Below are 23,864 nucleotides of genomic sequence, written 5' to 3' on the forward strand. Positions count from 1 at the left end.
ATAGCAGACCCACGAGTATATAAGCGAATCCGCTAAGCGTAAATGACTGAAACCGTAAGATTCGGTAATCATTTTTCCGAAAAATTCAGATAAATCATCATGCTACTGACTGAACTTCCGCCAGACAGCCTCCACCTTTTCCGAAAATCGTCCTGATACAGACTGTTACCCGTTACATCAGGGTTTCATTTTACAACAATCGTCCTTTCGTTTATGGCAACAAGGTCGTCACGCACAATGAAACAAAAAGCATTATGGATTAACCAGATAAAAGGTCTGTGCATCTGCCTGGTGGTGATTTACCACTCGGTGATCACCTTTTATCCTCACCTGGACGGGCTACAGCATCCGTTATCGGGCCTGCTCGCCAAATGCTGGGTCTACTTTAATCTTTACCTTGCCCCGTTCCGTATGCCGGTGTTTTTCTTTATCTCCGGCTATTTGATCCGTCGATATATTGACGAGGTGAACTGGCGCACCAGTCTCGACAAGCGGATCTGGAGCATTGTCTGGGTTTTGGCCCTGTGGGGCGTCCTGCAATGGCAGGCGCTGACTCATCTGAATGCCTGGCTCGCCCCCGAGCGAGAGCTGGCGACAGCATCCAATGCGGCCTACGCCGATTCCGTTTCAGGGTTTGTACGGGGAATGCTCACGGCCAGCACCAGCCTATGGTATTTGTACGCCTTAGTGGTCTACTTTACGCTCTGTAAGCTGCTGAGCCGCTGGAAACTGCCGATGCTGGGGCTTCTGGCGCTGGCAAGCATCGCCATCAACTTCCTGCCGTTACCGTGGTGGGGAATGAACAGCGTGGTGCGCAACATGGTCTACTACAGCCTCGGCGCATGGTACGGCGCGCAGTTGATGGCGTGGATGAAAGGGATGAATTTGCGCCGCAGCTGGCTGATCCTCATCGCCTCTGGTGCGGTGTCTGTGGTGCTGTGGTTCGCTAACGTCCCTCTGCCGCTCTCTCTGCTGTCAATCGTGGTTATCATGAAGCTCTTTTACAGCTTCGAGCAGCGTTATGCCGTTCATCCCAATAATCTGCTGAACGTCATCGGTTCAAACACCATCGCGATATATACCACCCACCGCATTTTAATCGAGGCATTTAGCCTGCTCCTGATCCGCGAAATGAATGCGGCGTACTGGCCGATCTGGGCGGAGTTAACGCTGATTCTGGTTTATCCATTTATCAGCCTGCTCGTCTGCACGCTGGTTGGGCTGGGGGCACGTAAGCTCTCGACCGCCCTCTTTGGCGATCTTTTCTTCTCCCCTCCCGCGCGGCTTTCGCCCGTGCCCACGACCCGCTAACTAACCCTGTCCCATACGGGCTACAAAATAAGGCCTGCACAGACGGCTCCCTCTCCCTATGGGAGAGGGCTGGGGTGAGGGTGAACATACAGCTGTGGTGCTCGTTCCGTTCACCTTATGTTCCTTGCTATTCTATAACCGCACGAGCGGTGAACGTGCCAGGGTGGCTCAGTCGCCACCACCCTGGCAACCCGGGCTCCCGGCGGTAAATCGTCGCTTCGCGATACCCTCGGCTTATTCCTTCCGGCTATCGGGTCGGGCATGAGCCTGCATCCATGCAGGCCACGCCCTCTCGGCGCATCCCTGCGCCTCGCCCCGGCCTTCAGGAAACGCCTCAGCGATTTACAGCCGGACCAGGGCATCGCTGAAAGCCCTCAGTTAGTCTGAAGACAACGTTATTGCTTCTGCTTTCAAATTACTGAGGAACCCTCTACCCATCCGGGGGCACTTTCCCTCTTGTGCGGTTACGATTTGCTTATGTAAAACGATCGAGGATAATAAAGACATTGCGTATCAGTGATATGCCCCAATACTGTTGGTATATCCCCAAGAGACTCTGACATAGCCATGCCTGAACACTATCGTTACTCCTTGCCTGTCAAAGCGGGCGACCAGCGCCAGCTGGGCGAACTCACGGGCGCGGCCTGCGCCACCCTGGTGGCGGAAATTGCTGAGCGGCATCCTGGGCCGGTGGTGCTGGTTGCCCCGGACATGCAAAACGCCCTGCGCCTGCACGACGAAATTCGTCAGTTCACCGACAGTCTGGTATTCAGCCTGGCCGACTGGGAAACGCTTCCCTACGACAGTTTTTCTCCGCACCAGGAGATCATCTCCTCGCGCCTGTCGACGCTGTATCAGCTTCCCACCATGCAGCGCGGCGTGCTGATTGTGCCGGTGAATACCCTGATGCAGCGCGTCTGTCCGCACAGCTATTTGCACGGCCATGCGCTGGTGATGAAAAAAGGCCAACGCCTGTCGCGCGATGCCCTGCGCGTGCAGCTGGACGGAGCCGGCTATCGACATGTCGACCAGGTGATGGAGCACGGCGAATATGCGACGCGCGGTGCGCTGCTGGATCTCTATCCGATGGGCAGCGATCGGCCATATCGTCTGGATTTCTTTGATGATGAGATCGACAGCCTGCGCGTGTTCGACGCTGACACCCAGCGCACGCTGGAGGAAGTGGACTCCATTAACCTACTGCCCGCCCATGAGTTCCCGACGGATAAAACCGCCATCGAGCTGTTCCGCAGCCAGTGGCGCGACAGGTTCGACGTGAAGCGCGATGCCGAACATATCTACCAGCAAGTCAGCAAGGGCACCCTTCCGGCCGGGATCGAGTACTGGCAGCCCCTGTTCTTTAACGAACCGCTGCCGGCGCTGTTCAGCTACTTCCCGGCGAATACGCTGATTGTTAACACCGGGGATATCGACGCCAGTGCCAGCCGCTTTGAAAGCGAAACGCGCGCCCGCTTTGAAAACCGGGGCGTTGACCCGATGCGTCCGCTGCTGCCGCCGGAAATGCTGTGGCTACGTACCGACGAGCTCAACGCCGAGCTGAAACGCTGGCCGCGCATGCAGCTCAAAACCGACGCGCTTGCCGAGAAGGCGGCGAACACCAATCTCGCGTTCCGGACGCTGCCTGATCTGGCCGTCCAGGCGCAGCAGAAATCCCCCCTTGATAATCTGCGCAAGTTTCTTGAGTCCTTCACCGGGCCGGTGGTCTTCTCCGTTGAAAGTGAGGGTCGCCGTGAAGCGCTGGGCGAACTGCTGGGACGGATCAAAGTTGCGCCGAAGCGCATTCTTCGCCTGAGCGAAGCGACCGGAAATGGCCGTTACCTGATGATCGGCGCCGCCGAGCACGGATTCATTGATACGCTCAATAACCTGGCGTTGATTTGTGAAAGCGACCTGCTGGGCGAGCGCGTCGCGCGCCGTCGTCAGGACAGCCGTCGCACCATCAACCCAGACACCCTGATCCGTAACCTGGCCGAACTGCACCCCGGTCAGCCGATCGTTCACCTTGAACACGGGGTGGGTCGCTATCAGGGGATGACCACCCTCGAAGCAGGCGGCATCAAAGGTGAATACCTGATGCTGACCTACGCCAACGACGCCAAACTGTACGTGCCGGTGTCGTCCCTGCACCTGATCAGTCGCTACGCCGGGGGCGCGGAAGACAACGCGCCGCTGCATAAGCTGGGCGGCGATGCCTGGGCGCGCGCGCGCCAGAAGGCAGCGGAAAAAGTACGCGACGTGGCCGCCGAGCTGCTGGATATTTACGCCCAGCGTGCGGCCAAAGAGGGCTATGCGTTTAAGCATGATAAAGAGCAGTATCAGCTATTCTGCGACAGCTTCCCGTTTGAAACTACGCCGGATCAGGCCCAGGCCATTAACGCCGTGCTGAGCGACATGTGCCAGCCGCTGGCCATGGACCGCTTGGTCTGCGGTGACGTGGGCTTCGGCAAAACCGAAGTGGCGATGCGTGCCGCCTTTTTGGCGGTGGAAAACAACAAGCAGGTGGCGGTGCTGGTGCCGACTACCCTCCTCGCCCAGCAGCACTTCGACAACTTCCGCGACCGCTTCGCCAACTGGCCGGTGCGCATTGAGATGCTGTCGCGTTTTCGCAGCGCCAAAGAGCAGACGCAAATCCTGGAACAGGCAAGCGAAGGCAAAATTGATATTCTGATCGGCACTCACAAGCTGCTGCAAAGCGACGTGAATTGGAAAGATCTGGGGCTGCTGATCGTGGATGAAGAGCACCGCTTCGGGGTGCGCCATAAAGAGCGCATCAAAGCGATGCGCGCCGACGTCGACATTCTGACCCTGACCGCAACGCCGATCCCGCGCACCCTGAACATGGCGATGAGCGGCATGCGCGATCTGTCGATAATCGCCACCCCACCGGCGCGCCGTCTGGCGGTGAAAACCTTTGTTCGCGAGTACGACAATCTGGTGGTGCGCGAGGCGATCCTGCGCGAAGTGCTGCGCGGCGGCCAGGTGTATTACCTTTATAACGACGTCGAAAATATTCAGAAAGCCGCCGACAGGCTGGCAGAGCTGGTACCGGAAGCGCGCATCGCCATTGGTCACGGCCAGATGCGCGAGCGCGAGCTGGAGCGGGTGATGAACGATTTCCACCACCAGCGTTTCAACGTGCTGGTGTGTACCACCATCATTGAGACCGGGATCGACATTCCAACGGCGAACACCATCATTATCGAACGTGCGGATCACTTCGGCCTGGCCCAGCTGCACCAGCTGCGCGGGCGCGTCGGGCGCTCGCACCATCAGGCCTACGCCTGGCTGCTGACGCCGCATCCGAAGGCGATGACCACCGACGCGCAAAAGCGTCTGGAAGCTATCGCCTCGCTGGAAGATCTGGGCGCTGGCTTTGCGCTGGCGACCCACGACCTGGAGATCCGCGGCGCCGGTGAGCTGCTGGGTGAAGACCAGAGCGGCTCCATGGAAACCATCGGTTTCTCGCTGTATATGGAGCTGCTGGAAAATGCCGTCGACGCGCTTAAAGCCGGACGTGAACCGTCTCTGGAAGATCTCACCAGCCAGCAGACCGAAGTGGAACTGCGCATGCCTTCTCTGCTGCCGGATGATTTTATTCCTGACGTGAATACCCGTCTGTCGTTCTACAAACGCATTGCCAGCGCGAAAAGCGAAGGAGAGCTGGAAGAGATCAAAGTCGAACTGATTGACCGTTTTGGGATATTGCCCGATGCGGCGCGCAACCTGCTGGATATTGCCCGCCTGCGTCAGCAGGCGCAGAAGCTGGGCATTCGCAAGCTTGAAGGCAATGAGAAAGGCGGCGTCATTGAGTTTGCCGAGAAGAACCACGTCGATCCGATGTGGCTGATTGGCCTCCTGCAAAAACAGCCGCAGCATTTCCGTCTTGATGGCCCGACGCGTCTGAAATTTACTCAGGATCTGACGGAACGTAAAACCCGCATGGACTGGGTGCGTAACTTTATGCGTCAGCTGGAAGAGAACGCCATCGCATAACGGTATCCCCCGCCAGCGCCCGGCTGGCGGGGGGACAATTTACAAACTCTTTGCACTTCGCCCGAACTTCCCGACTATACATTCGCCATAATTATCATTAACGCCTTATAAAACAATAACCTTATCATTTGTATGGATTATGATAATGATGATTTCTTCGCGTTTTACCCGCTGGTTAACTCTGTTTGCGCTGGCCGCGACGGTTGCCGTCGCGCTCCCTGCTCGCGCCAATACCTGGCCTCTTCCGCCTGCCGGCAGCAATGTCGTAGGTGAAAACCGCTTTCACGTGGTTGAAAACGATGGCGGTTCGCTGGAAGCGATTGCCAAAAAATATAACGTCGGGTTCCTGGCGCTGTTGCAGGCCAACCCGGGCGTAGATCCATACGTGCCCCGGGCAGGCAGCGTACTGACGATTCCGCTGCAAACCATCCTGCCGGACGCGCCGCGTCAGGGCATTGTGATTAACCTCGCCGAGCTGCGTCTGTATTACTACCCGCCGGGCAAGAACGAAGTGACCGTCTACCCTATCGGTATTGGTCAGTTGGGGGGCGATACGCTCACGCCTACCATGGTCACCACCGTCTCTGATAAGCGCGCTAATCCAACCTGGACCCCGACGGCAAACATTCGCGCCCGTTATAAAGCTCAAGGTATCGACCTGCCTGCCGTGGTGCCTGCTGGCCCGGATAATCCGATGGGGCACCATGCGATTCGCCTGGCGGCATACGGTGGGGTTTATCTTCTGCACGGAACGAATGCGGATTTCGGGATCGGGATGCGCGTCAGCTCCGGCTGCATTCGCCTGCGCGATGACGATATCAAAACGCTCTACCGCGTGATCGCCCCTGGCACGAAAGTGAATATCATTAATACGCCGATTAAAGTGTCTGAAGAGCCGGGTGGCGTCCGTCTGGTTGAGATCCACCAGCCGCTATCGAAAAACATCAATGACGATCCGCAGACGCTGCCGATTAATCTGAATGCCTCGATGGTGAGCTTTAAAACGAATGCCAATACCGATGGCGCGGTGATGGAGCGGGCGATTGAAGCGCGCTCGGGGATGCCAACCGATGTCACGCGGCATCATGAGGTTGCTCAGCAATCAATGTAAAGCAGTAATAACGACAAACGCCCTGCATCAGCAGGGCGTTTTTTATTGCAGTGGCATAACGGAGGGTTGCGTTACGCTTATTTGTAGATAACAGCGGTACCGTGCAGGGTGTTAGGACCGGTCACAGAGGTGATGCGGAATGATTTCGCACCCATTTCGTCAGCTTTTTGTGCCAGCTGATCTTCCAGAGAGCCCAGATTAGTCCCGGCAGTGGCAGAGATGGTACCGACTTTCTGCTGGTCTGCTGGCGTGGATTGCACTTCAACAGCAGCGAAGCTTGCGAAAGAGAGTGAACTCAGAACGGCGGCAGCGATGAGGGTTTTAACGTTTTTCATGATTTTATACCTTTAGGCAGATGATGTAGTGGTCGTTAGTTATTTAGTTAACGATCGATAGGTAAATGATAGATGTGATCCAGGTCACACGTCAACCCATTTTTATAATGGTCGTTAAATTAATTTCATTTGCCTTATATTTCATAAAGATAAAATTAAATTATTTTTCAGAAATCACCGCTGGTCGTTGCAGACGTTTATTTTTATAATGACTATTCAACAAAACAACAGAGGACCAACGGCACATGACAACCGATGTCACGCGTTGCGCGAAGAAAAGCCGTGGCCGACCAAAAGTGTTCGACAGGGATGCGGCGCTCGATAAGGCCATGACGCTCTTCTGGCAGCATGGGTATGAAGCCACGTCGCTTTCCGATCTCGTGGAAGCAACGGGCGCGAAAGCCCCTACCCTGTACGCAGAGTTCACCAACAAAGAAGGCTTATTCCGGGCCGTTCTGGACAGATACATCGCGCGCTTCGCGGCAAAACATGAAGCCCAGCTGTTCTGCGAAGAAAAAACGGTTGAGCAGGCATTGCAGGATTATTTCACGGCAATCGCGACCTGCTATACCAGCAAGGACACGCCTGCGGGCTGTTTTATGATCAACACCTCCGCGACCCTCGCGGCATCGTCTAAAGAGATTGCCAACACGGTCAAATCGCGACATGCGATGCAGGAGGAGACGCTCAGCACGTTTCTGGCTCAGCGTCAGCAGCGCGGCGAAATACCGGCGCATTGCCGTCCGCAGGAGCTTTCCCAGTATCTGAGCTGTATTTTACAGGGGATGTCCATCAGCGCCCGTGAAGGCGCGACGCTGGAAAAATTGCAGGGGATTACGCAAACAACGCTGCGCCTGTGGCCTGAACTTCTTAAACTCTGACGCAAAAAAAAAGCTCCTCAGCCTGAGCGCATGAGGAGCTAAGTTCAGAGAACATCTTTTTTACACTTTGTTATTCAGTATCAGCTGACCGTTGCTGTCGAGAGGGATCTGCGTGCCAGGATCTTTATCCATGCGGATTTTGCCCTGCTGATCGCCAATTTTGTAGGTTACGTCGTAGCCCAACATTTTTTCAGACTTGTCATACACGGTTTTACAGCGCTGCTGCGTTGTGGTGTAGGTATCATTTTCCTGCATCGCGCCCTGTACCTGGTTACCGGCATAACCGCCACCCAGCGCACCAACCACCGTCGCGACATCCTTACCACGGCCGCCACCAAACTGATGACCAATCACCCCACCAGCAACCGCGCCCAGCACGGAGCCAGCGATACGGTTTTCATCCTGAACCGGACGACGGTGGGTGACAGAAACATTACGGCACTCCTGACGAGGCGTCTTGACCGTCTCTTTGATCGGTGTAGCGGAAACCACCTGCGCATACTGCGGGCCACGATCAAGTACGTTCAGACTGGCAACGGCAGCCACACCTAACGCAGCTGCGACGCCAATCCCTATACCCGCCAACATTGATTTATTCACGGGACTTCCTCCTTTGTTGCAATTGGTAGCAATTTTGCAGCGCAATAAACGCTTCGCCAATAAGATAAAGGATCAAAATCAGGGCTGTTGACCGGGACAACGTGGGTTTAAGAGAACTCTTAAGCGTCAGGAGGGAAATGCACAGCATGATGTGCTAAGAATTCCCTCCGGAGGGCCCGGAGGGAGAGAGAAATTAGTGCAGCTTCAGGCGTGGACGGATCACGCGGTTGATGCGGCCAACCAGCATCATCAGGCCGGTTTTGAAGTAGCCGTGCAGCGCAATCTGGTGCATACGGTACAGAGAAATGTACACGAAGCGGGCGATGCGCCCTTCCACCATCATGGAGCCGCGCATCAGGTTACCCATCAGGCTGCCCACGGTGGAGAAGTTTGAGAGCGACACCAGAGAGCCGTGGTCTTTGTAGACATAGGCTTTCATCGGTTTGCCTTTCATCTGCGCCAGGATGTTATGCAGCACGAGGCTTGCCATCTGGTGCGCGGCCTGGGCGCGAGGCGGTACAAATCCGCCTTCCGGACGTGCGCAGGAGGCACAGTCGCCAATGGCGAAGATGTCCGGATCGCGCGTGGTTTGCAGCGTCGGCTCTGTCACCAGCTGGTTAATGCGGTTCGTCTCCAGCCCACCGATATCTTTCATGAAATCAGGCGCTTTGATCCCCGCAGCCCAAACCATCAGGTCGGCCTGGATATATTCGCCGTCTTTGGTATGCAGGCCGCCCTCATCCGCGCTGGTCACCATGGTCTGGGTCAGCACGCGCACGCCCAGTTTGGTCAGCTCGTTGTGCGCCGCGCCGGAAATACGCGGCGGCAGCGCAGGCAGAATACGTTCACCTGCTTCCACCAGCGTCACATTCAGCGCTTCGTTAGTCAGCCCTTTGTAGCCGTAGCTGTGCAGCTGTTTGACCGCATTGTGCAACTCCGCCGATAATTCAACGCCCGTTGCGCCGCCGCCCACGATAGCAATGTTGACCTTGCCGTTAGCACCCATGTTATTGGTGTACTTCAGGAACAGGTTAAGCATCTCCTGATGGAAACGACGCGCCTGATGCGGGTTATCCAGGAAGATGCAGTGCTCTTTTACGCCTGGGGTGTTGAAATCATTGGAGGTACTGCCCAGGGCCATCACCAGCGTGTCATAGGCCAGCTTGCGCTCAGGAACCAGCAACTCGCCTTTATCATCACGCAGCTCAGCCAGCGTGATGGTTTTGTTTTCACGATTGATATCCACCACCGAACCCAGCTGGAACTGGAAGTGGTGGTTACGCGCATGCGCCAGATAGCTCAGCGCATCCACGCCCTCATCCAGCGACCCGGTCGCCACTTCGTGCAGTAACGGCTTCCACAGATGACTGTGGTTACGATCCACCAGCGTGATTTTGGCTTTCTTACCGCGACCCAGCTTCTTACCCAGCTGTGTCGCGAGCTCCAGTCCGCCAGCACCACCGCCGACAATCACTATCTTTTTCAATGGCGTAGTCAACGTGACCCCCTCAAATTATTAACCAATTGTTAATTAAAAGTTATATAAATAACCCTTAATTAACAACAGGTTACTGCGCTGAAACCATTCAGATTCATTGAGAATAGCACGTCAGGCGCATTGGTCATACCAAAATTGATATGTATCAAGTTTTGATGGTTTAAAAGTAGACAACTCTGACAAAAAAGAGGCCCGGTACGCTTTCACGTACCGGGCCTTTATCAGGTTCAGGGAGATCAGCCCAGCGTTTTAAAGGCTTTAATACGCTGCAAGTGCGGGGAAATGTTTTTGAACTTGTGGGTCTGCTCTTCGTCCCAGACAATTTCGTAGTAATGGTGCAGAAGCTCGGCGGCGCGGGAGCTGTTCAGCGCTTCATCGTTGCGGGAAAGGATCACCAGACACCGATCGCGGTTCTTTTCACGGAAATTGCTCACGCATTTAGTTGCGATGTCGGCGTACTCCTCCGGGCGATCGATTTTGCCTTCCATGTTTTCGTTCGGAAAGAGGTTGGGATTAAAAATGACCTGACGGATATCGCACAAAAAACCGATGCGCTCTGCCCAGTATCCTCCTAACCCCACGCCGCAGATCAGCGGGCGATCGTCGATATTGAGCTGCAACATTTTATCCACTTCTTTAAGCAGATGCTGCATGTCATGCTTCGGATGACGTGTGCTGTAACTGATCAGCCGGACATCCGGATCGATAAACTGCAATTGCAGCACTTTCTCATGATTACCAGGACTGTTTGAGTCAAAACCGTGTAAATAAATGATCATCGTCTCACCACGCTACGCCTTCCGGGATGAATTAAAGGGCTGCTTTATGTGCCTGCCAGCGCTCGTTCAGGGCTTCAAGCCGGGCGTTTACCGTTTTCCAGCGCGCCGAGTCCATCAGCTCCTGACGACTAAATGAACCTTTATGATACAATTGTGTAACACGTTCAGCATTGATCGGCGACAGGTTATCCAGCACGCTCACCGCCCCTTTACGATTATTGCAGACGAGGATCATATCGCAACCCGCATCCAGCGAAGCCTGCCCACGTTCGGCATAGCTACCCATAATTGCCGCCCCCTCCATGGATAAATCGTCAGAGAAAATTACGCCATTGAAGCCTAATTCCTGACGCAGTACGGTTTTCAGCCAGTGCGGAGAGCCGCTGGCCGGACGCGGATCGACCTCACTGTAGATGACGTGCGCAGGCATGATGGCATCCAGCTTGTTATCAGCGATCAGCGAGCGGAAAACCGACATGTCTTTAGCGCGAATGTCTGCTTCCGGGCGCGGATCGCGCGGGGTTTCTTTATGGGAATCCGCCGTCACCGCCCCGTGGCCCGGGAAATGTTTGCCGGTGGTTTTCATGCCCGCAGCATGCATACCGTCAATAAAGCGCGTCGCCATTGCCAGCGCAATACGCGGATCGTCATGATACGAACGCTCACCAATTGCCGCGCTAATGTGTCCTACGTCCAGCACCGGGGCGAAGCTGATGTCGATATCCATGGCGATCATCTCGCTGGCCATCAGCCAGCCGGCGTCCTGCGCCAGTTGACCGCCCTCTTCGATCCCCAGCAGCGCAGCAAAAGATTGCGCGGCGGGTAAACGGGTAAACCCTTCGCGGAAACGCTGCACACGCCCACCTTCCTGGTCTACGGCCACCACCAGGTGATTGCGCGACGCCGCACGGATCTGGCGAACCAGCTCACGCAACTGCTCCGGATCATGATAATTGCGGGTGAAAAGAATCAGCCCCCCTACCAGCGGATGCGCCAGAATTTCGCGCTCTTCCGCATCCAGCTCAAACCCTTCGACATCCAACATTACTGGACCCACACCTACCTCTCTTATCCTTTCGTTTGTAACTGACGCCAGGCATCATTTGCCAGCGCAATAAATTGTTTGTCATCTGTCTGCTGAAGGCGCATTTCAAACCATCCCGCCATCAGCATCAACACCCACGGACGCCAGCGCGCGACCTGCCGCGCAAGGGTGAGCGCATTGATGTTGGCGTTTCGGGCATAGGCGGTTATCAGCTGCTCGCGCGACGCCTCATCAGGCATCCAGACCGCAGCGAGTTCGAGCGCCACGTCACCGTCTCCGGCATATTCCCAGTCGATAAGTTTCTCGCCTGCCGTGGTATGAACGATATTACCCGCGTGGACATCCATATGCAGCGGCGCCAGACGTAACGCCTGCGGCTCTCCCGCTCTGCGTAGCCGCTTAAGCTGCGCCAGCCAGTAGGGCGTGCGTCGTCCAGGCGCAGCCTGCTGCCAGTAGTGATCCAGCAAAGGAAGTAACGTTACCCGCCAGCCCAGACGCGGCTGGCGATGCAGATGATACAGCATGGCTGCAAGCGCAGGCGTATCGGGAAGCTCGCTTTTGATCTCACCCGCAATAAACGCCACCGCCATCCAGTCTCTGATAAAGAGATGAGGTTGTGGCGCAAGGTCGGCGGGCAGGCGCTTCAGGGCGCGGAACTGGCGACGAAAATGGGAGGCAGGCGCGGCGGCATCGTGATGCTGACGTAAAACCAGCCGATGGTCGCCACGCTCAATAATGCAACTCGCGCCGCCAAGCCCGGCGGGGGCTTGCGGCGCGATAACACGGTACTGAGGGAAATAACGCGTCAGGACGTCATGACGCGTGCGCTTATTGTTGCGTAACGGCACCTTTACCTGACCAGATAATTTCGCCGGTCTGAACCAGCATTAACTGCATCTGCAACGACGGCGTGTTCACGTTGCCTGTCGCGTTAGAATAAAGGACATACTGCGCGCCAACGTTGCGGGCAATACCAATCGCTTTACTGCGCGAACCCAGGCTGTCCTGAGGCGACAGACCAAGCTGCTGCTTGGCGACCGCGAGCTGCTGAGCTGAGACCAGCGTAAATTTACCGTTGTTTGCCAGCGCGTTGCGCAGGGTTTCCGTCGCTTCTCCCGCATTCAGGGAACCGTTTGTACGGTTGTTCACGCTGTCCACCAGCAGCACGCTACCGGGCGTAACGCCCTGTGCCTGCAACATTTTGCCCACCATCGGCTGCATTGCGCCGTTCCAGTCATAGTGGCGTACTCGCGGCGCAGGCTGTGCGGTGTCGTCCGGATGTTCGATCGGGCCAGGCTGCGCCGGAATGGTCGGTACAGACGGCACGGTTGGAACAGGCTGCGCTGGCGTTGTTGGCTGTTCCGTTCCCGGCTTCGCCTGATCTACCGGTGCTGGTTCTTCCGTTCGCGTCACACAACCCGCCAGAAAGAGTGCAAAAGCACTCAGGAGCGCATAACGGCTCATTGTTTTAATCAAGGTTCACTCCTTACAAATAAAGATAAAGTCTCACCTTATGTGCACCCAGATAGCTGGCGCTGCCGTAGAGCGTGACTGACGATCTTGCCGGGATAGTCACGCTGCGCGGCGCCTCAAGCGGGTGCATCTCAAGACCTCTCACGTCATACCAGTAGAAGCGATAATGCACCGTCACTGGCTCTTGCCTTTCGTTATAGAGCGTAGAGGAGGCTGAAGACTGGATTTCGCTTATGGTCAGCGAAGGTTTCTCCGCCGTGATGCCCGCAGCAAGCACTGAGGACTCCATCACCAGCGTCTGTTCTTCACTGACCGGGATGGCGGGACGCGCGCTGCACCCAACCATTACCAGCGTCACGATCAGCGCTGCAATACGCCCAGTTAACATATTAAAGACCTTTATGTGCCAGCATCGGTCCCAGTGGACGTCCACCCAGCAGATGCATATGAATATGATAGACTTCCTGGCCGCCATGGCGATTACAGTTCATGATCAGACGGTATCCGTCCTCAGCAATCCCTTCCTGCTCTGCGATTTTCGCGGCTACCGTAAGCATACGGCCCAGCGCCACTTCATGCTCGGTTTTAACGTCATTAACGGTCGGGATCAGAATATTGGGAATAATAAGGATGTGCGTCGGCGCCTGGGGAGAAATGTCGCGGAAAGCCGTGACCAGTTCATCCTGATAGACAATATCCGACGGAATTTCGCGGCGGATAATTTTACTGAAAATCGTTTCTTCAGCCATGACCTTTTCCTTTTAAGTTTAATCTGGCGTCGTGCGTCCGTTGTTAACACACATTGTCTGATTTACTGCGTGACACAAGACAAGAGTATGAGCGAGTTTCTCCTGTCCTTTCAACCTTCTCCCGTGATTTCTTTCCTGATTGTCCGCCATCTGGCTGAAGAGGCATCGCTTTAGGACATTTCTTTTCTGAAACCTTATTTCAGTTCATCCCGAAACATCTGTTTACAGCGTTAATCACAATGCGTATATTTCGCATTTGCATTTTCATGCGCATTTTTAACATAGAAAACGACGTCAGCCCGTGCTAGCGGGACTGTCGCGAATTACCTTCACCATTCACTAAGGGTTTGATGATGTCTTTCATTAATCACACCAGGGATGGGCAACATCAGCCTGCCGCAACACCTTCGTTGCTGGCCGCCTGCATTGCTATGGCATTGACGCCAACCGCCGCTTTCGCTGCTTCAACCACCGAAGATACCGTCGTCGTAGACGGGGGTTTTGACAACACACAGGATCTTTCTGCCAGCCAGGATCAGGATTACAGCGTAAAAACTACCACCACCGGCACCAAACTGTTGCTGGTTCCCCGCGACATCCCACAGTCCGTCAGCGTTATCAGCCAGCAACGTATGGCTGACCAGAATCTGCAATCCATCGGACAGGTGCTGACGAATACCACGGGCATTACGGCCCAGGTGCAGGACAGCGACCGTACCGTGTTTTACTCACGCGGCTTTTTCGTCAGCAACTACGCCTATGACGACCTGCCAACCTCCATCAGTGAAGTGTGGAACTTTGGTGATACCGCCGCGGATACCGCGATTTATGACCGCATCGAAGTGGTTCGCGGCGCCACCGGCCTGATGTCCGGCACCGGCAACCCGGCGGCGTACGTTAATATGGTGCGTAAGCACGCGGACAGCCCGGAATTTAAAGGTAACGTCTCCGCCAGCTACGGCAGCTGGGACAAGCAGCGCTACGTGCTGGATCTCCAGGCGCCGCTGGTAGAGTCAGGTAAGGTACGGGGCCGTCTGATTACGGGTTATCAGGACAACGACAGCTTCGTGGATAACTACCACTACCGGAAGAAATTCCTCTACGGTGTGATGGACGCGGATGTCACCGACAGCACCACCCTCTCGGTAGGGTATGAGTATCAGGAAAGCCATACCGCCGACCCGACCTGGGGCGGGCTGCCGACCTGGTACAGCGACGGAAGTAAGACCCACTACAATCGTAGCCAGACCGTCGCACCTGACTGGGCTTATTCAGATAAAGACAGCACCCGCATCTTCGCTAACCTGACTCAGCGTTTCGATAATGGCTGGGAAGCGCACATCAACGGTATGCACGCTGAAACCAACTTCGACTCCAAACTGATGTATATGTCCGGCTATCCGGATAAAGAGACCGGTGCGGGCCTGGTAGGTTACGGCGGCTGGAACCGTGGGGAACGTAAACAGGATGCGGTTGACGCCTTCCTGCGCGGCGGCTTCGATCTCTTTGGCCGTCAGCACGAAATGATGTTCGGCGGCAGCTTCAGCCGTCAGCGTAACCATTACGACAACTCCATGCCGGATGCGGTATACGGCATGGTTGATGTCGGCAACTTTAAGAACTGGAACGGGAACATCGCCGATCCCCAGTGGACGCCGTGGAAACTCTACAGCAAGGATGATATTCGCCAGTCTTCAGCCTATTCGTCGGCTCGTTTCTCGCTGGCCGATCCGCTGCACCTGATCCTGGGCGCGCGCTACACCCAATATAACATTCGTTATAACCCGGCAGGATCGCCGAATACCCGTCTGGAAAGCACCAAAGATGATGTCACGCCGTACGCCGGCCTGGTGTATGACATCAATGAGGACTGGTCGACCTACGTCAGCTATACCTCTATCTTCCAGCCGCAGGATAAGCGCGATGCCAGCGGACGTTATCTTGACCCTACCACGGGTAAAAGCTACGAAGCCGGGGTGAAGGCGGACTGGTTTAATACCCGCCTCACCACCTCGCTGGCGATTTTCCGCATTGAGCAGGATAACGTCGCCAGCAACACCTATACCTACATGCCGAGCGGTGAGTCGATCTATGAATCGCTGGACGGGGTGGTCAGCAAAGGGGTCGAGTTCGAGCTCAACGGTGCCCTGACCGATAACTGGCAGCTGACCTTCGGCGCGACGCGTTACATCGCAGAAGATAAGAATGGCAACGCCGTCAGCTCCGATCAGCCGCGCACAACCATGAAGCTCTTCACCCGCTATCAGTTGCCAATGCTGCCGGAACTGACCGTGGGCGGTGGCGTAAACTGGCAGAACAAAGTGTGGACGGACGTGGAAGGCGGCCCGGCAGGACGTTCCCGCGCGGAGCAAGGCAGCTATGGGCTGGTGAACCTGTTCAGCCGTTATCAGGTCACCAAAGATTTTGCGGTGCAGGCTAACGTCAACAACCTGTTCGACAAAGAGTATTACGATTACGTCGGATCGTATGCGGTTTATGGCGCGCCGCTGAACGTCTCGGTGAGCGCGAGCTACGATTTCTGAATGACAGAAGCCCGGTGGCGCTGCGCTTACCGGGCCTACCCATCACGTAGGCCGGGTAAGACGCCGCCACCACCCGGCACCACAAACCGCAGTAATAAAAAAGGCAGCCATTCGGCTGCCTTAGTCTCCCCAGGTCACAGCTTAGTTGTTGCGGATGTACTCATCCATTTCGGTTTTCAGGTTATCGGATTTCGTACCGAAGATTGCCTGAACACCAGAACCTGCAACAACGACGCCCGCTGCGCCCAGCTTTTTCAGACCCGGCTGGTCTACTTTCGCAACGTCAGCAACGCTCACACGCAGACGAGTGATACACGCGTCCAGGTTAGTGATGTTCTCTTTACCACCGAAGGCAGCTACCAGAGCAGGCGCCATTTCGCTGGTCGCACCGGCTTTGCTGTCTTCCGTTGCATCTTCACGACCCGGCGTTTTCAGGTCCAGTGCTTTGATCAGCACACGGAAGACGGTGTAGTACACCACTGCGTAGCCCGCACCCACAATTGGGAACAGCCACAGCTTGCTGCTGTTACCGGACAGAACGATGAAGTCGATCAGACCGTGAGAGAAGGACGTACCGTCACGCATACCCAGCAGGATACAGATTGGGAATGCCAGACCTGCCAGTACCGCGTGGATGATGTACAGGATCGGCGCAACGAACATGAAGGAGAACTCGATCGGCTCGGTGATACCGGTCAGGAACGAGGTCAGCGCTGCGGAGATCATGATACCGCCCACTTTTGCACGGTTCTCTGGTTTAGCAGAGTGCCAGATCGCAATTGCGGCGGCCGGCAGACCGTACATTTTGAACAGGAAGCCACCAGACAGTTTACCTGCCGTTGGGTCACCCGCCATGTAGCGTGGGATGTCGCCGTGGAACACCTGGCCTGCTGCGTTGGTGTATTCACCAATCTGCATCTGGAATGGAACGTTCCAGATGTGGTGCAGACCAAATGGTACCAGGCAGCGCTCAATGAAGCCGTAGATACCGAACGCCACAACCGGGTTCTGGTAAGCCGCCCACTGAGAGAAGGTCTGAATTGCCGTACCGATTGGTGGCCAGATGAAAGACAGAACCACACCGGTGAAAATCGCGGCCAGACCAGAAATGATCGGCACAAAACGTTTACCCGCGAAGAAGCCCAGATACTCAGGCAGCTTGATGCGATAGAAGCGGTTAAACATATACGCTGCAATCGCACCGGAGATGATACCACCGAGAACACCGGTGTCCGCCAGATGCTTAGCGGCAATCTCTTCAGCAGGTAAATGCAGTACCAGCGGCGCAACCACAGCCATGGTTTTCACCATGATGCCGTAAGCAACAACGGACGCCAGCGCGGATACACCGTCGTTATTGGTGAAGCCCAGAGCAACACCGATAGCGAAGATCAGCGGCATGTTAGCAAAAACAGAACCGCCTGCTTCGGCCATCACGTGGGAAACTACGGCTGGCAGCCAGCTGAAGTTTGCAGAACCGACACCCAGCAGGATACCTGCGATAGGCAGTACGGATACTGGCAGCATCAGCGATTTACCGACCTTTTGCAGGTTAGCAAATGCATTCTTAAACATAATTGAGAGTGCTCCTGAGTATTTGTGCTTTTTTTACGTTTTCACGCATTGGCCCGGGGGGAGTACCGCGCCGTGGACAGGACATCTAAGCGCCCTTTATTTATTACACAGAGTAAAATAATTCCCTCTGAGTTTGTTTGACGGCTATCACGTTTCAGTTCAAGACGGCCAAAAAACTTGCAGATATTTACATAAAGCATGTCTGGATGTGTCTAAAAACGCCATCACCGCCCCAAATGAGGCGGTGAACTTTACTCGTTTTACTTATTAATTACGAGCCTAAAAATAACAGGCGTATCAGACAGATTGCAGGCGGGCGGGGTCGATATGGAACAGACTGGCGAAGTTTTCCGTTGTCACGCGAGCCAGCTCTTCAATACTGACACCTTTCAGAACGGCCATATACTCAGCGACATCCCGGGTCATCGCTGGCTGATTTTCTTTGCCGCGATGAGGCACCGGTGCCAGGTACGGGGAATCGGTTTCCACCAGAATACGATCCAGCGGAACATATCGCGCCGCATCACGCAGTTGCTCAGCATTCCGGAACGTTACAATCCCCGAGAACGAGATATAAAAGCCTAAATCAAGCAGCTTACCCGCCGTTTCTCTGTCTTCAGTGAAACAGTGTAGTACGCCACCGCAATCCGTCACCTTTTCTTCCCGCAGGATCGCCAGCGTGTCGGCGCGCGCATCGCGGGTATGAACGATAACAGGCTTATTCAGTTCACGGCCAATACGGATGTGGTTGCGGAAGGATTCCTGCTGGCGAGGTTTCGTTTCCGGGGTGTAGAAATAGTCCAGGCCGGTCTCGCCCATCGCCACTACGCCCTCTTCTGCGGCAAGACGGCGTAAATCCTCAATATTGTACGCTTCATCCTGATTCAGCGGATGCACGCCGCAGGAGAAGACGACATTATCGCGCTCGCCTACCAGTTCACGCATGGAGCGGTAACCCGGCAACGTGGTCGCCACGGCCAGGCAAAATTTCACATTGCGGGCGGCGGCTTTCGCCAGCACGTCGTCCACATTTTTATGCAGGGACTGATAATCCAGGCCATCAAGATGGCAGTGTGAGTCGACTAAAAACATAACGTCTCTCTCAGAGGTGGGAAACCGGCGGTATGACGCCCGGTTGCAGGTAGTGTTCGATACGCAGTAACTGGTCGGTCAGTAAAAGCTCGCGATTGAGACCGGTTACCGTCAAAAGTTGTTCACGACTCTGGCAGATATCATGAAGGATAGCGTGCAGCGACTGCCCTGACAGGCGATTCGCCAGCGTGGTGACCAGCGCCCACACGTCAGGGTTAGTCAGAAGCGTCGCCCCCTGCTGGATTTTGAGCGCATCCAGCAGCAGTGCGGCCAGCCAGTGCAGCCGTTCCGGTGCCTGATCGCTGTTCAGCGCTGGCAGCACGCTCAGCCAGTCATGGCTGTCGAGGGCTGATTCAACCGCACGACATAGCGTTTCACGCTGGGACCACACTTCCGGCTGCAATAAGGCCAGCGCAGCCGCAGGCGCACCGCTGCACAGGCGCAACGCCGAGTGCGCCGCATCTTGTGACACCGTCACTTCTCGCTCAAGCCAGGCGAGCGCCCAGGATTCCTGAGGGACAGCGAGGTGGTGAAGAAGGCAGCGACTGCGCAGCGTCGCCAGCAAGCGTTCCGGCTCGCGGCAGGAGAGGAAAAACCAGGTATTCTCTGGCGGCTCTTCCAGGGTTTTTAACAGGGCGTTGGCTGCGGCTTCCGTGAGTAGCGCGGCGTCTTTCAGCCACACCACTTTCGCCCCCCCCAGACGCGCATATTCGTACAGTTTCTCACTGACCTCACGCACCGCGTCGATACCGAGCGTATTTTTGCCCTTCTCGGGTTCGAGGGTGTAATAGTCAGGATGCGTGCCCGCCTGCATAAGCTGGCAACCCCGGCATTTACCGCAGCTTTTATGTCCTTCCGGCTGTTGGCACATCAGAAAGCGGGTGATGGCGTAAATCAACGCATCATCACCCATTCCCGGCAGCGCCTGGATCAGTAACGCATGATGCCCCCGACCAACCTGATAGCTGCCGATCAGCTGTTCAAAGTGTGGGCGCAACCATGGATACCATTTCATGCCTGCTGCTCCTGTAGCCACTGCGTAACGGTCTGCTGAATATCACGCGTAACGTCTTCAAGGGATTGCGTCGCATCGATGGTACGAATGGTCTTGTCCTGCCCGGCCAGTTCCAGATAACGCGCACGGGTGCGGTTAAAGAAATCAAAAGACTCCTGCTCAATGCGGTCCAGTTCGCCGCGGGCACGGGCGCGCTTCAGGCCCACCTCAGGAGTTACGTCCAGATACAGCGTCAGGTCAGGACGGAAATCGCCCAGAACCGCGTCGCGAAGCGTAGCCAGCATGGTCTGGTCGATACCCCGGCCACCGCCCTGATACGCCTGGGTTGAGAGATCGTGGCGATCGCCGATCACCCATTTCCCTTCTGCCAGAGCGGGTTTGATCACCGTCTCCACCAGCTGAACGCGCGCCGCATAGAACATCAGCACTTCCGCTTTGTCGGTAATAACTTCATCGCCAACGGATTTGATATCCAGAACCAGGCTGCGCAGTTTTTCCGCCAGCTGCGTACCGCCCGGCTCGCGGGTAAAGACCATGTCGGCAACGCCAAGCGACGTAAGCGTATCCACCACCACGTTACGGGCAGTTGTTTTGCCCGCCCCTTCGAGTCCCTCAATGACAATGTATTTACTGCGCATTTTTTTCCTTAAGTGCCTTCAGATAGTCCTGAACGGAGCGATTGTGGCTGGCCAGGTTGGTATTAAACGTATGCCCCCCTTTTCCGTCAGCCACAAAATAGAGATACGGCGTTTTGGCCGGGTGCGCGGCGGCCTTCAACGATGCTTCACTCGGCGTCGCGATCGGTCCAGGCGGCAGGCCGCTAATCACGTAGGTATTATACGCCGTTGGCGTCTCCAGATCTTTTCTGGAAATCCTGCCGTTGTAGTTTTCGCCCATGCCGTAGATGACGGTAGGATCGGTTTGCAAACGCATGCCGATGCGCAGACGGTTAATAAACACCGAGGCAACCTGGTCACGTTCGGCAGCAACGGCCGTCTCTTTCTCGATGATCGAGGCCATCGTCATGAACTGGTTTTGATCTTTATAAGGCAGGCCCTCTGCTCGCCCTTTCCAGGCAGCGTCTACCGCCGCGACCATTTTGTTGTGCGCGCGCTTCAGAATGGCCACATCCGTCGTGCCTGCCGTATACATCCACGTATCGGGCCAGAACCAGCCTTCCACCCACTCGGGATGTTCGAATTTTAAGGCGTCTGCCACGGTCTGGTAGCGGTCATCTTTCAGCGTATGCTTAATGTATGGCGCGTCCCGCAGCTGCCTGAGGTAATCGCTCAGACGCATACCTTCCACAAAACGCAGCGGGAACTGGGCTTCTTTACCACTCTCCAGCAGTTGCAGCATCTCGCGCACGGTCATGCCAGGGGTAAAGCGATAGGTGCCGGCCTTGAAATGGGACAGGTCCGGTTCAATACGCAGCAGCCACTGGAATACGCGTGGGCGATTGATAATTTTGTCGTCATACAGCTGCTGACCAAGCGCCTGCCGCCCGGTCCCCGCTTTCAGGGTAAAAATCGTCTCATCTTTTATCAGAATCTGACTCTCCGCCAGCTGACGGACTTTCCACACTCCCGCTCCGCCAGCGATACCGAACGCAACGATAAGAAGGAGGACAAAGCGTAACATTTTCTTCATGACTACCTGGTTTGCTCACATAACGGGGCCAGAAACTGGAACAGCTCGCGGGATGACCAGCATTTGCGGCCATAAGCGCGAACGGGGACAACGGGCATCAGCGCATTGCAGATTACGACTTCATCGGCAGACAGCAGCGCCTCTTCCTTAGCGTTGACTTCGACAACGCGAAAGCCTGCGCGTGCCAGCTGGTGCAGACAAAACTGCCGCATAATGCCGTTGACGCCGGCCTGCTCCAGCGAAGGCGTGAACACGTCACTGCCCTTCCGCCAGAGTAAATTAGCCGCACAGCATTCCGTAATGTACCCTTCGCTGTCAAGAACCAGCGCCTCCCCGGCCTCCGTCTGCTCAAGATGAGTACGAATAAGCACCTGTTCAAGGCGGTTGAGATGTTTTATGCCAGCGAGCATCGGGTTTCGCCCCAGACGTACCGGACTTAACGCCAGGGCTACGCCCTCTTCACGCCAGTGCGCATAATGGGAAGGATAATCTGAAACGGAAAGGACCCGCGTAGGATGCAGACAGGCAGAACCGCTATAGCCCCGGCCACCGCTCCCGCGGCTAATAATGACTTTCAGGACGCCGCTTGCTTTATCTGACGCCAGCCGACGCATTTCACTTTCAAGAATGTCCCACTGCGAGAAAGGGATCAGTAGTGCTTCGCAGGCTTTTTGTAAACGAAGGATATGGGCCCCGAGCAGACACACGCCACCGTCGAGAATACGCGCAGTCGTGAAACAGCCATCGCCAAACTGGGTCGCCCTGTCGCTTGCCGGCAGCGTTTCTTGCTCAAGGCCATTAATTAAAAACATGGTGGCTCCTTATGCGTGGAGGCTCAGTCTGGCAGGATGTGGGCAGCCGGACAAGGGGATTTCACCTAATAAAAAAGGCCCGACAAGCGGACCTTTTTTTATCGTCAGCGGCTAACCAGACTCAGACCTTTTTGAAGATCAGAGAACCGTTAGTCCCACCGAAGCCGAAGGAGTTACACAGGGTATACTCCATACCGCTAACCTGGCGCGCTTCGTGAGGAACGAAGTCCAGATCGCAACCTTCATCCGGATTATCCAGGTTGATGGTTGGCGGTACAGCCTGATCGCGCAGCGCGAGAATTGAGTAGATTGACTCTACTGCCCCCGCAGCACCCAGCAGGTGACCGGTCATGGATTTCGTGGAGCTCACCAGCACACGGCTGGCAGATTCGCCGAAGATAGACTTAACAGCCTGCGCTTCTGCTTTATCGCCCGCAGGGGTAGACGTCCCGTGCGCGTTAACGTAGCCAATCTGTGCCGGCGTAATGCCCGCATCGCGAATGGCGTTTTCCATCGCCAGCGCAGCGCCTGCGCCGTTCTCTGGAGGAGACGTCATGTGATAAGCATCGCTGCTCATGCCAAAGCCAACAACTTCAGCATAAATTTTCGCGCCACGTTTTTTCGCGTGTTCGTACTCTTCCAGTACGATCATGCCTGCACCGTCACCCAGCACGAAGCCGTCACGGTCTTTATCCCACGGACGGCTCGCCGCCTGAGGATTATCGTTTCGGGTAGAGAGCGCACGCGCTGCACCGAAGCCACCGACGCCCAGTGGGGTACTGGCTTTTTCAGCGCCGCCCGCAACCATAGCATCTGCATCGCCGTACGCAATGATGCGCGCGGCCTGGCCGATGTTATGCACGCCAGACGTACAGGCTGTCGCGATTGAGATGCTTGGGCCACGCAGGCCGAACATAATGGTCAGGTGACCTGCCACCATGTTGACAATCGTAGACGGAACGAAGAACGGGCTGATTTTACGCGGGCCGCCATTCATCAGAGATGTATGGTTTTCTTCAATCAGACCAAGACCGCCAATCCCGGAGCCGATAGCGGCGCCGATACGGGTCGCGTTCTCTTCCGTAATCTCAAGGCCAGAATCCTGCATGGCCTGAACGCCAGCGACAATTCCATATTGAATGAAGGCATCCATCTTGCGCTGTTCTTTGCGCGAGATGATCTCTTCACAGTTAAAATCCTTTACTAAGCCAGCAAATTTCGTTGCATAGGCGCTAGTATCGAAATGGTCGATTAGGCTGATGCCGCTCTGACCGGCAAGGAGAGCTTTCCAGGTGGACTCTACGGTATTGCCGACAGGAGACAACATGCCAAGTCCGGTCACAACTACACGACGCTTAGACACGCTTGTCCTCCAGGGAGG

The 23,864-nt window shown here is 55.6% G+C and carries 21 protein-coding genes; 5 read left to right on the forward strand and 16 right to left on the reverse strand.

Annotation, left to right across the window (positions count from 1 at the left end; translation table 11 throughout):
- Nucleotides 1-237 precede the first annotated feature (237 nt).
- The 3 genes from IMQ56_RS19000 to IMQ56_RS19010 all read left to right on the forward strand — a co-directional run bounded on the left by IMQ56_RS19000 (nucleotide 238) and on the right by IMQ56_RS19010 (nucleotide 6,436).
- Entirely contained in the window at nucleotides 238-1,311 is a 1,074-nt protein-coding gene (locus tag IMQ56_RS19000; RefSeq protein ID WP_023296315.1) for an acyltransferase family protein, read from the forward strand.
- Nucleotides 1,312-1,878: 567 nt separating this feature from the next.
- Nucleotides 1,879-5,325, forward strand: a complete 3,447-nt coding sequence (mfd, locus tag IMQ56_RS19005) for a transcription-repair coupling factor (RefSeq protein WP_196063652.1) — start codon at nucleotides 1,879-1,881, stop codon at nucleotides 5,323-5,325.
- 145 nt (nucleotides 5,326-5,470) lie between these two features.
- Nucleotides 5,471-6,436 (forward strand): L,D-transpeptidase family protein, encoded by a 966-nt coding sequence (locus tag IMQ56_RS19010; RefSeq protein ID WP_196063653.1) that lies wholly within the window; start codon nucleotides 5,471-5,473, stop codon nucleotides 6,434-6,436.
- Between the two features lie 77 nt (nucleotides 6,437-6,513).
- On the opposite strand, the gene bhsA is transcribed toward IMQ56_RS19010, so the two are convergent.
- Nucleotides 6,514-6,771 carry a multiple stress resistance protein BhsA gene (gene bhsA / locus IMQ56_RS19015; RefSeq protein ID WP_006809234.1) on the reverse strand — a complete coding sequence of 86 codons (258 nt, stop codon included), beginning with the start codon at nucleotides 6,769-6,771 and terminating at the stop codon, nucleotides 6,514-6,516.
- Between the two features lie 245 nt (nucleotides 6,772-7,016).
- On the opposite strand from bhsA, the gene IMQ56_RS19020 reads away from it, so the two are divergent.
- Nucleotides 7,017-7,652, forward strand: a complete 636-nt coding sequence (locus IMQ56_RS19020; protein WP_015570813.1) for a TetR/AcrR family transcriptional regulator — start codon at nucleotides 7,017-7,019, stop codon at nucleotides 7,650-7,652.
- 60 nt (nucleotides 7,653-7,712) lie between these two features.
- On the opposite strand, the gene IMQ56_RS19025 is transcribed toward IMQ56_RS19020, so the two are convergent.
- From IMQ56_RS19025 to hinT, 8 genes are all read right to left on the reverse strand, one after another.
- Nucleotides 7,713-8,252: a glycine zipper 2TM domain-containing protein gene (locus IMQ56_RS19025; protein ID WP_017384715.1), complete on the reverse strand. Its 540-nt coding sequence runs from the start codon at nucleotides 8,250-8,252 to the stop codon at nucleotides 7,713-7,715.
- A 193-nt stretch (nucleotides 8,253-8,445) separates the two neighbouring features.
- The gene (locus tag IMQ56_RS19030; protein ID WP_017693633.1) at nucleotides 8,446-9,750 is read right to left on the reverse strand and encodes an NAD(P)/FAD-dependent oxidoreductase; all 1,305 of its coding nucleotides are present in this window, start codon (nucleotides 9,748-9,750) and stop codon (nucleotides 8,446-8,448) included.
- Between the two features lie 236 nt (nucleotides 9,751-9,986).
- Entirely contained in the window at nucleotides 9,987-10,529 is a 543-nt protein-coding gene (gene ycfP, locus IMQ56_RS19035; protein ID WP_006809239.1) for an alpha/beta hydrolase YcfP, read from the reverse strand.
- 31 nt (nucleotides 10,530-10,560) lie between these two features.
- Nucleotides 10,561-11,586, reverse strand: a complete 1,026-nt coding sequence (gene nagZ, locus IMQ56_RS19040) for a beta-N-acetylhexosaminidase (protein ID WP_003857934.1) — start codon at nucleotides 11,584-11,586, stop codon at nucleotides 10,561-10,563.
- An 11-nt stretch (nucleotides 11,587-11,597) separates the two neighbouring features.
- Nucleotides 11,598-12,422: a thiamine kinase gene (gene thiK, locus IMQ56_RS19045; protein ID WP_017384718.1), complete on the reverse strand. Its 825-nt coding sequence runs from the start codon at nucleotides 12,420-12,422 to the stop codon at nucleotides 11,598-11,600.
- Nucleotides 12,403-13,047: a penicillin-binding protein activator LpoB gene (gene lpoB / locus IMQ56_RS19050; RefSeq protein WP_085929697.1), complete on the reverse strand. Its 645-nt coding sequence runs from the start codon at nucleotides 13,045-13,047 to the stop codon at nucleotides 12,403-12,405. Before lpoB ends, thiK begins: the two co-directional genes overlap by 20 nt.
- Nucleotides 13,048-13,060: 13 nt before the next feature.
- A complete protein-coding gene (locus IMQ56_RS19055) occupies nucleotides 13,061-13,435 on the reverse strand; it encodes a YcfL family protein (protein ID WP_003857939.1) in 375 nt (124 codons plus the stop codon).
- A 1-nt stretch (nucleotide 13,436) separates the two neighbouring features.
- Entirely contained in the window at nucleotides 13,437-13,796 is a 360-nt protein-coding gene (hinT, locus tag IMQ56_RS19060; protein ID WP_006809243.1) for a purine nucleoside phosphoramidase, read from the reverse strand.
- 353 nt (nucleotides 13,797-14,149) lie between these two features.
- On the opposite strand from hinT, the gene fhuE reads away from it, so the two are divergent.
- Entirely contained in the window at nucleotides 14,150-16,339 is a 2,190-nt protein-coding gene (fhuE, locus tag IMQ56_RS19065; RefSeq protein ID WP_032670937.1) for a ferric-rhodotorulic acid/ferric-coprogen receptor FhuE, read from the forward strand.
- Nucleotides 16,340-16,480: 141 nt separating this feature from the next.
- Here the strand turns inward: fhuE and ptsG are convergent, their stop codons facing one another.
- From ptsG to fabF, 7 genes are all read right to left on the reverse strand, one after another.
- Nucleotides 16,481-17,914 (reverse strand): PTS glucose transporter subunit IIBC, encoded by a 1,434-nt coding sequence (gene ptsG / locus IMQ56_RS19070; protein WP_003857942.1) that lies wholly within the window; start codon nucleotides 17,912-17,914, stop codon nucleotides 16,481-16,483.
- Nucleotides 17,915-18,211: 297 nt separating this feature from the next.
- Entirely contained in the window at nucleotides 18,212-19,006 is a 795-nt protein-coding gene (locus IMQ56_RS19075) for a metal-dependent hydrolase (protein ID WP_032670936.1), read from the reverse strand.
- A gap of 10 nt (nucleotides 19,007-19,016) precedes the next feature.
- Nucleotides 19,017-20,021 (reverse strand): DNA polymerase III subunit delta', encoded by a 1,005-nt coding sequence (gene holB, locus IMQ56_RS19080; protein WP_196063654.1) that lies wholly within the window; start codon nucleotides 20,019-20,021, stop codon nucleotides 19,017-19,019.
- Nucleotides 20,018-20,659: a dTMP kinase gene (tmk, locus tag IMQ56_RS19085; RefSeq protein WP_003857946.1), complete on the reverse strand. Its 642-nt coding sequence runs from the start codon at nucleotides 20,657-20,659 to the stop codon at nucleotides 20,018-20,020. Before tmk ends, holB begins: the two co-directional genes overlap by 4 nt.
- On the reverse strand, nucleotides 20,649-21,671 hold the full coding sequence (gene yceG / locus IMQ56_RS19090; RefSeq protein WP_017384722.1) for a cell division protein YceG: 1,023 nt from the start codon (nucleotides 21,669-21,671) through the stop codon (nucleotides 20,649-20,651). The genes tmk and yceG overlap by 11 nt, the downstream gene beginning before the upstream one ends.
- A gap of 2 nt (nucleotides 21,672-21,673) precedes the next feature.
- Nucleotides 21,674-22,483 carry an aminodeoxychorismate lyase gene (gene pabC / locus IMQ56_RS19095; protein ID WP_023303428.1) on the reverse strand — a complete coding sequence of 270 codons (810 nt, stop codon included), beginning with the start codon at nucleotides 22,481-22,483 and terminating at the stop codon, nucleotides 21,674-21,676.
- A 121-nt stretch (nucleotides 22,484-22,604) separates the two neighbouring features.
- Nucleotides 22,605-23,846, reverse strand: a complete 1,242-nt coding sequence (gene fabF / locus IMQ56_RS19100) for a beta-ketoacyl-ACP synthase II (RefSeq protein ID WP_003857950.1) — start codon at nucleotides 23,844-23,846, stop codon at nucleotides 22,605-22,607.
- Between the last annotated feature and the right edge of the window lie 18 nt (nucleotides 23,847-23,864).

Source organism: Enterobacter sp. Res13-Sevr-PEC09-46 (genome assembly GCF_015672585.1).
Taxonomy (GTDB): Bacteria; Pseudomonadota; Gammaproteobacteria; order Enterobacterales; family Enterobacteriaceae; genus Enterobacter; species Enterobacter hormaechei_C.

Coding starts and splice junctions, on each gene's coding strand:
- IMQ56_RS19000 (WP_023296315.1), top strand. CDS start 238: ATGAAACAAAAAGCATTATGGATTAACCAGATAAAAGGTCTGTGCATC.
- mfd (WP_196063652.1), top strand. CDS start 1,879: ATGCCTGAACACTATCGTTACTCCTTGCCTGTCAAAGCGGGCGACCAG.
- IMQ56_RS19010 (WP_196063653.1), top strand. CDS start 5,471: ATGATGATTTCTTCGCGTTTTACCCGCTGGTTAACTCTGTTTGCGCTG.
- bhsA (WP_006809234.1), bottom strand. CDS start 6,771: ATGAAAAACGTTAAAACCCTCATCGCTGCCGCCGTTCTGAGTTCACTC.
- IMQ56_RS19020 (WP_015570813.1), top strand. CDS start 7,017: ATGACAACCGATGTCACGCGTTGCGCGAAGAAAAGCCGTGGCCGACCA.
- ycfP (WP_006809239.1), bottom strand. CDS start 10,529: ATGATCATTTATTTACACGGTTTTGACTCAAACAGTCCTGGTAATCAT.
- IMQ56_RS19055 (WP_003857939.1), bottom strand. CDS start 13,435: ATGTTAACTGGGCGTATTGCAGCGCTGATCGTGACGCTGGTAATGGTT.
- hinT (WP_006809243.1), bottom strand. CDS start 13,796: ATGGCTGAAGAAACGATTTTCAGTAAAATTATCCGCCGCGAAATTCCG.
- fhuE (WP_032670937.1), top strand. CDS start 14,150: ATGTCTTTCATTAATCACACCAGGGATGGGCAACATCAGCCTGCCGCA.
- ptsG (WP_003857942.1), bottom strand. CDS start 17,914: ATGTTTAAGAATGCATTTGCTAACCTGCAAAAGGTCGGTAAATCGCTG.
- IMQ56_RS19075 (WP_032670936.1), bottom strand. CDS start 19,006: ATGTTTTTAGTCGACTCACACTGCCATCTTGATGGCCTGGATTATCAG.
- holB (WP_196063654.1), bottom strand. CDS start 20,021: ATGAAATGGTATCCATGGTTGCGCCCACACTTTGAACAGCTGATCGGC.
- tmk (WP_003857946.1), bottom strand. CDS start 20,659: ATGCGCAGTAAATACATTGTCATTGAGGGACTCGAAGGGGCGGGCAAA.
- yceG (WP_017384722.1), bottom strand. CDS start 21,671: ATGAAGAAAATGTTACGCTTTGTCCTCCTTCTTATCGTTGCGTTCGGT.
- pabC (WP_023303428.1), bottom strand. CDS start 22,483: ATGTTTTTAATTAATGGCCTTGAGCAAGAAACGCTGCCGGCAAGCGAC.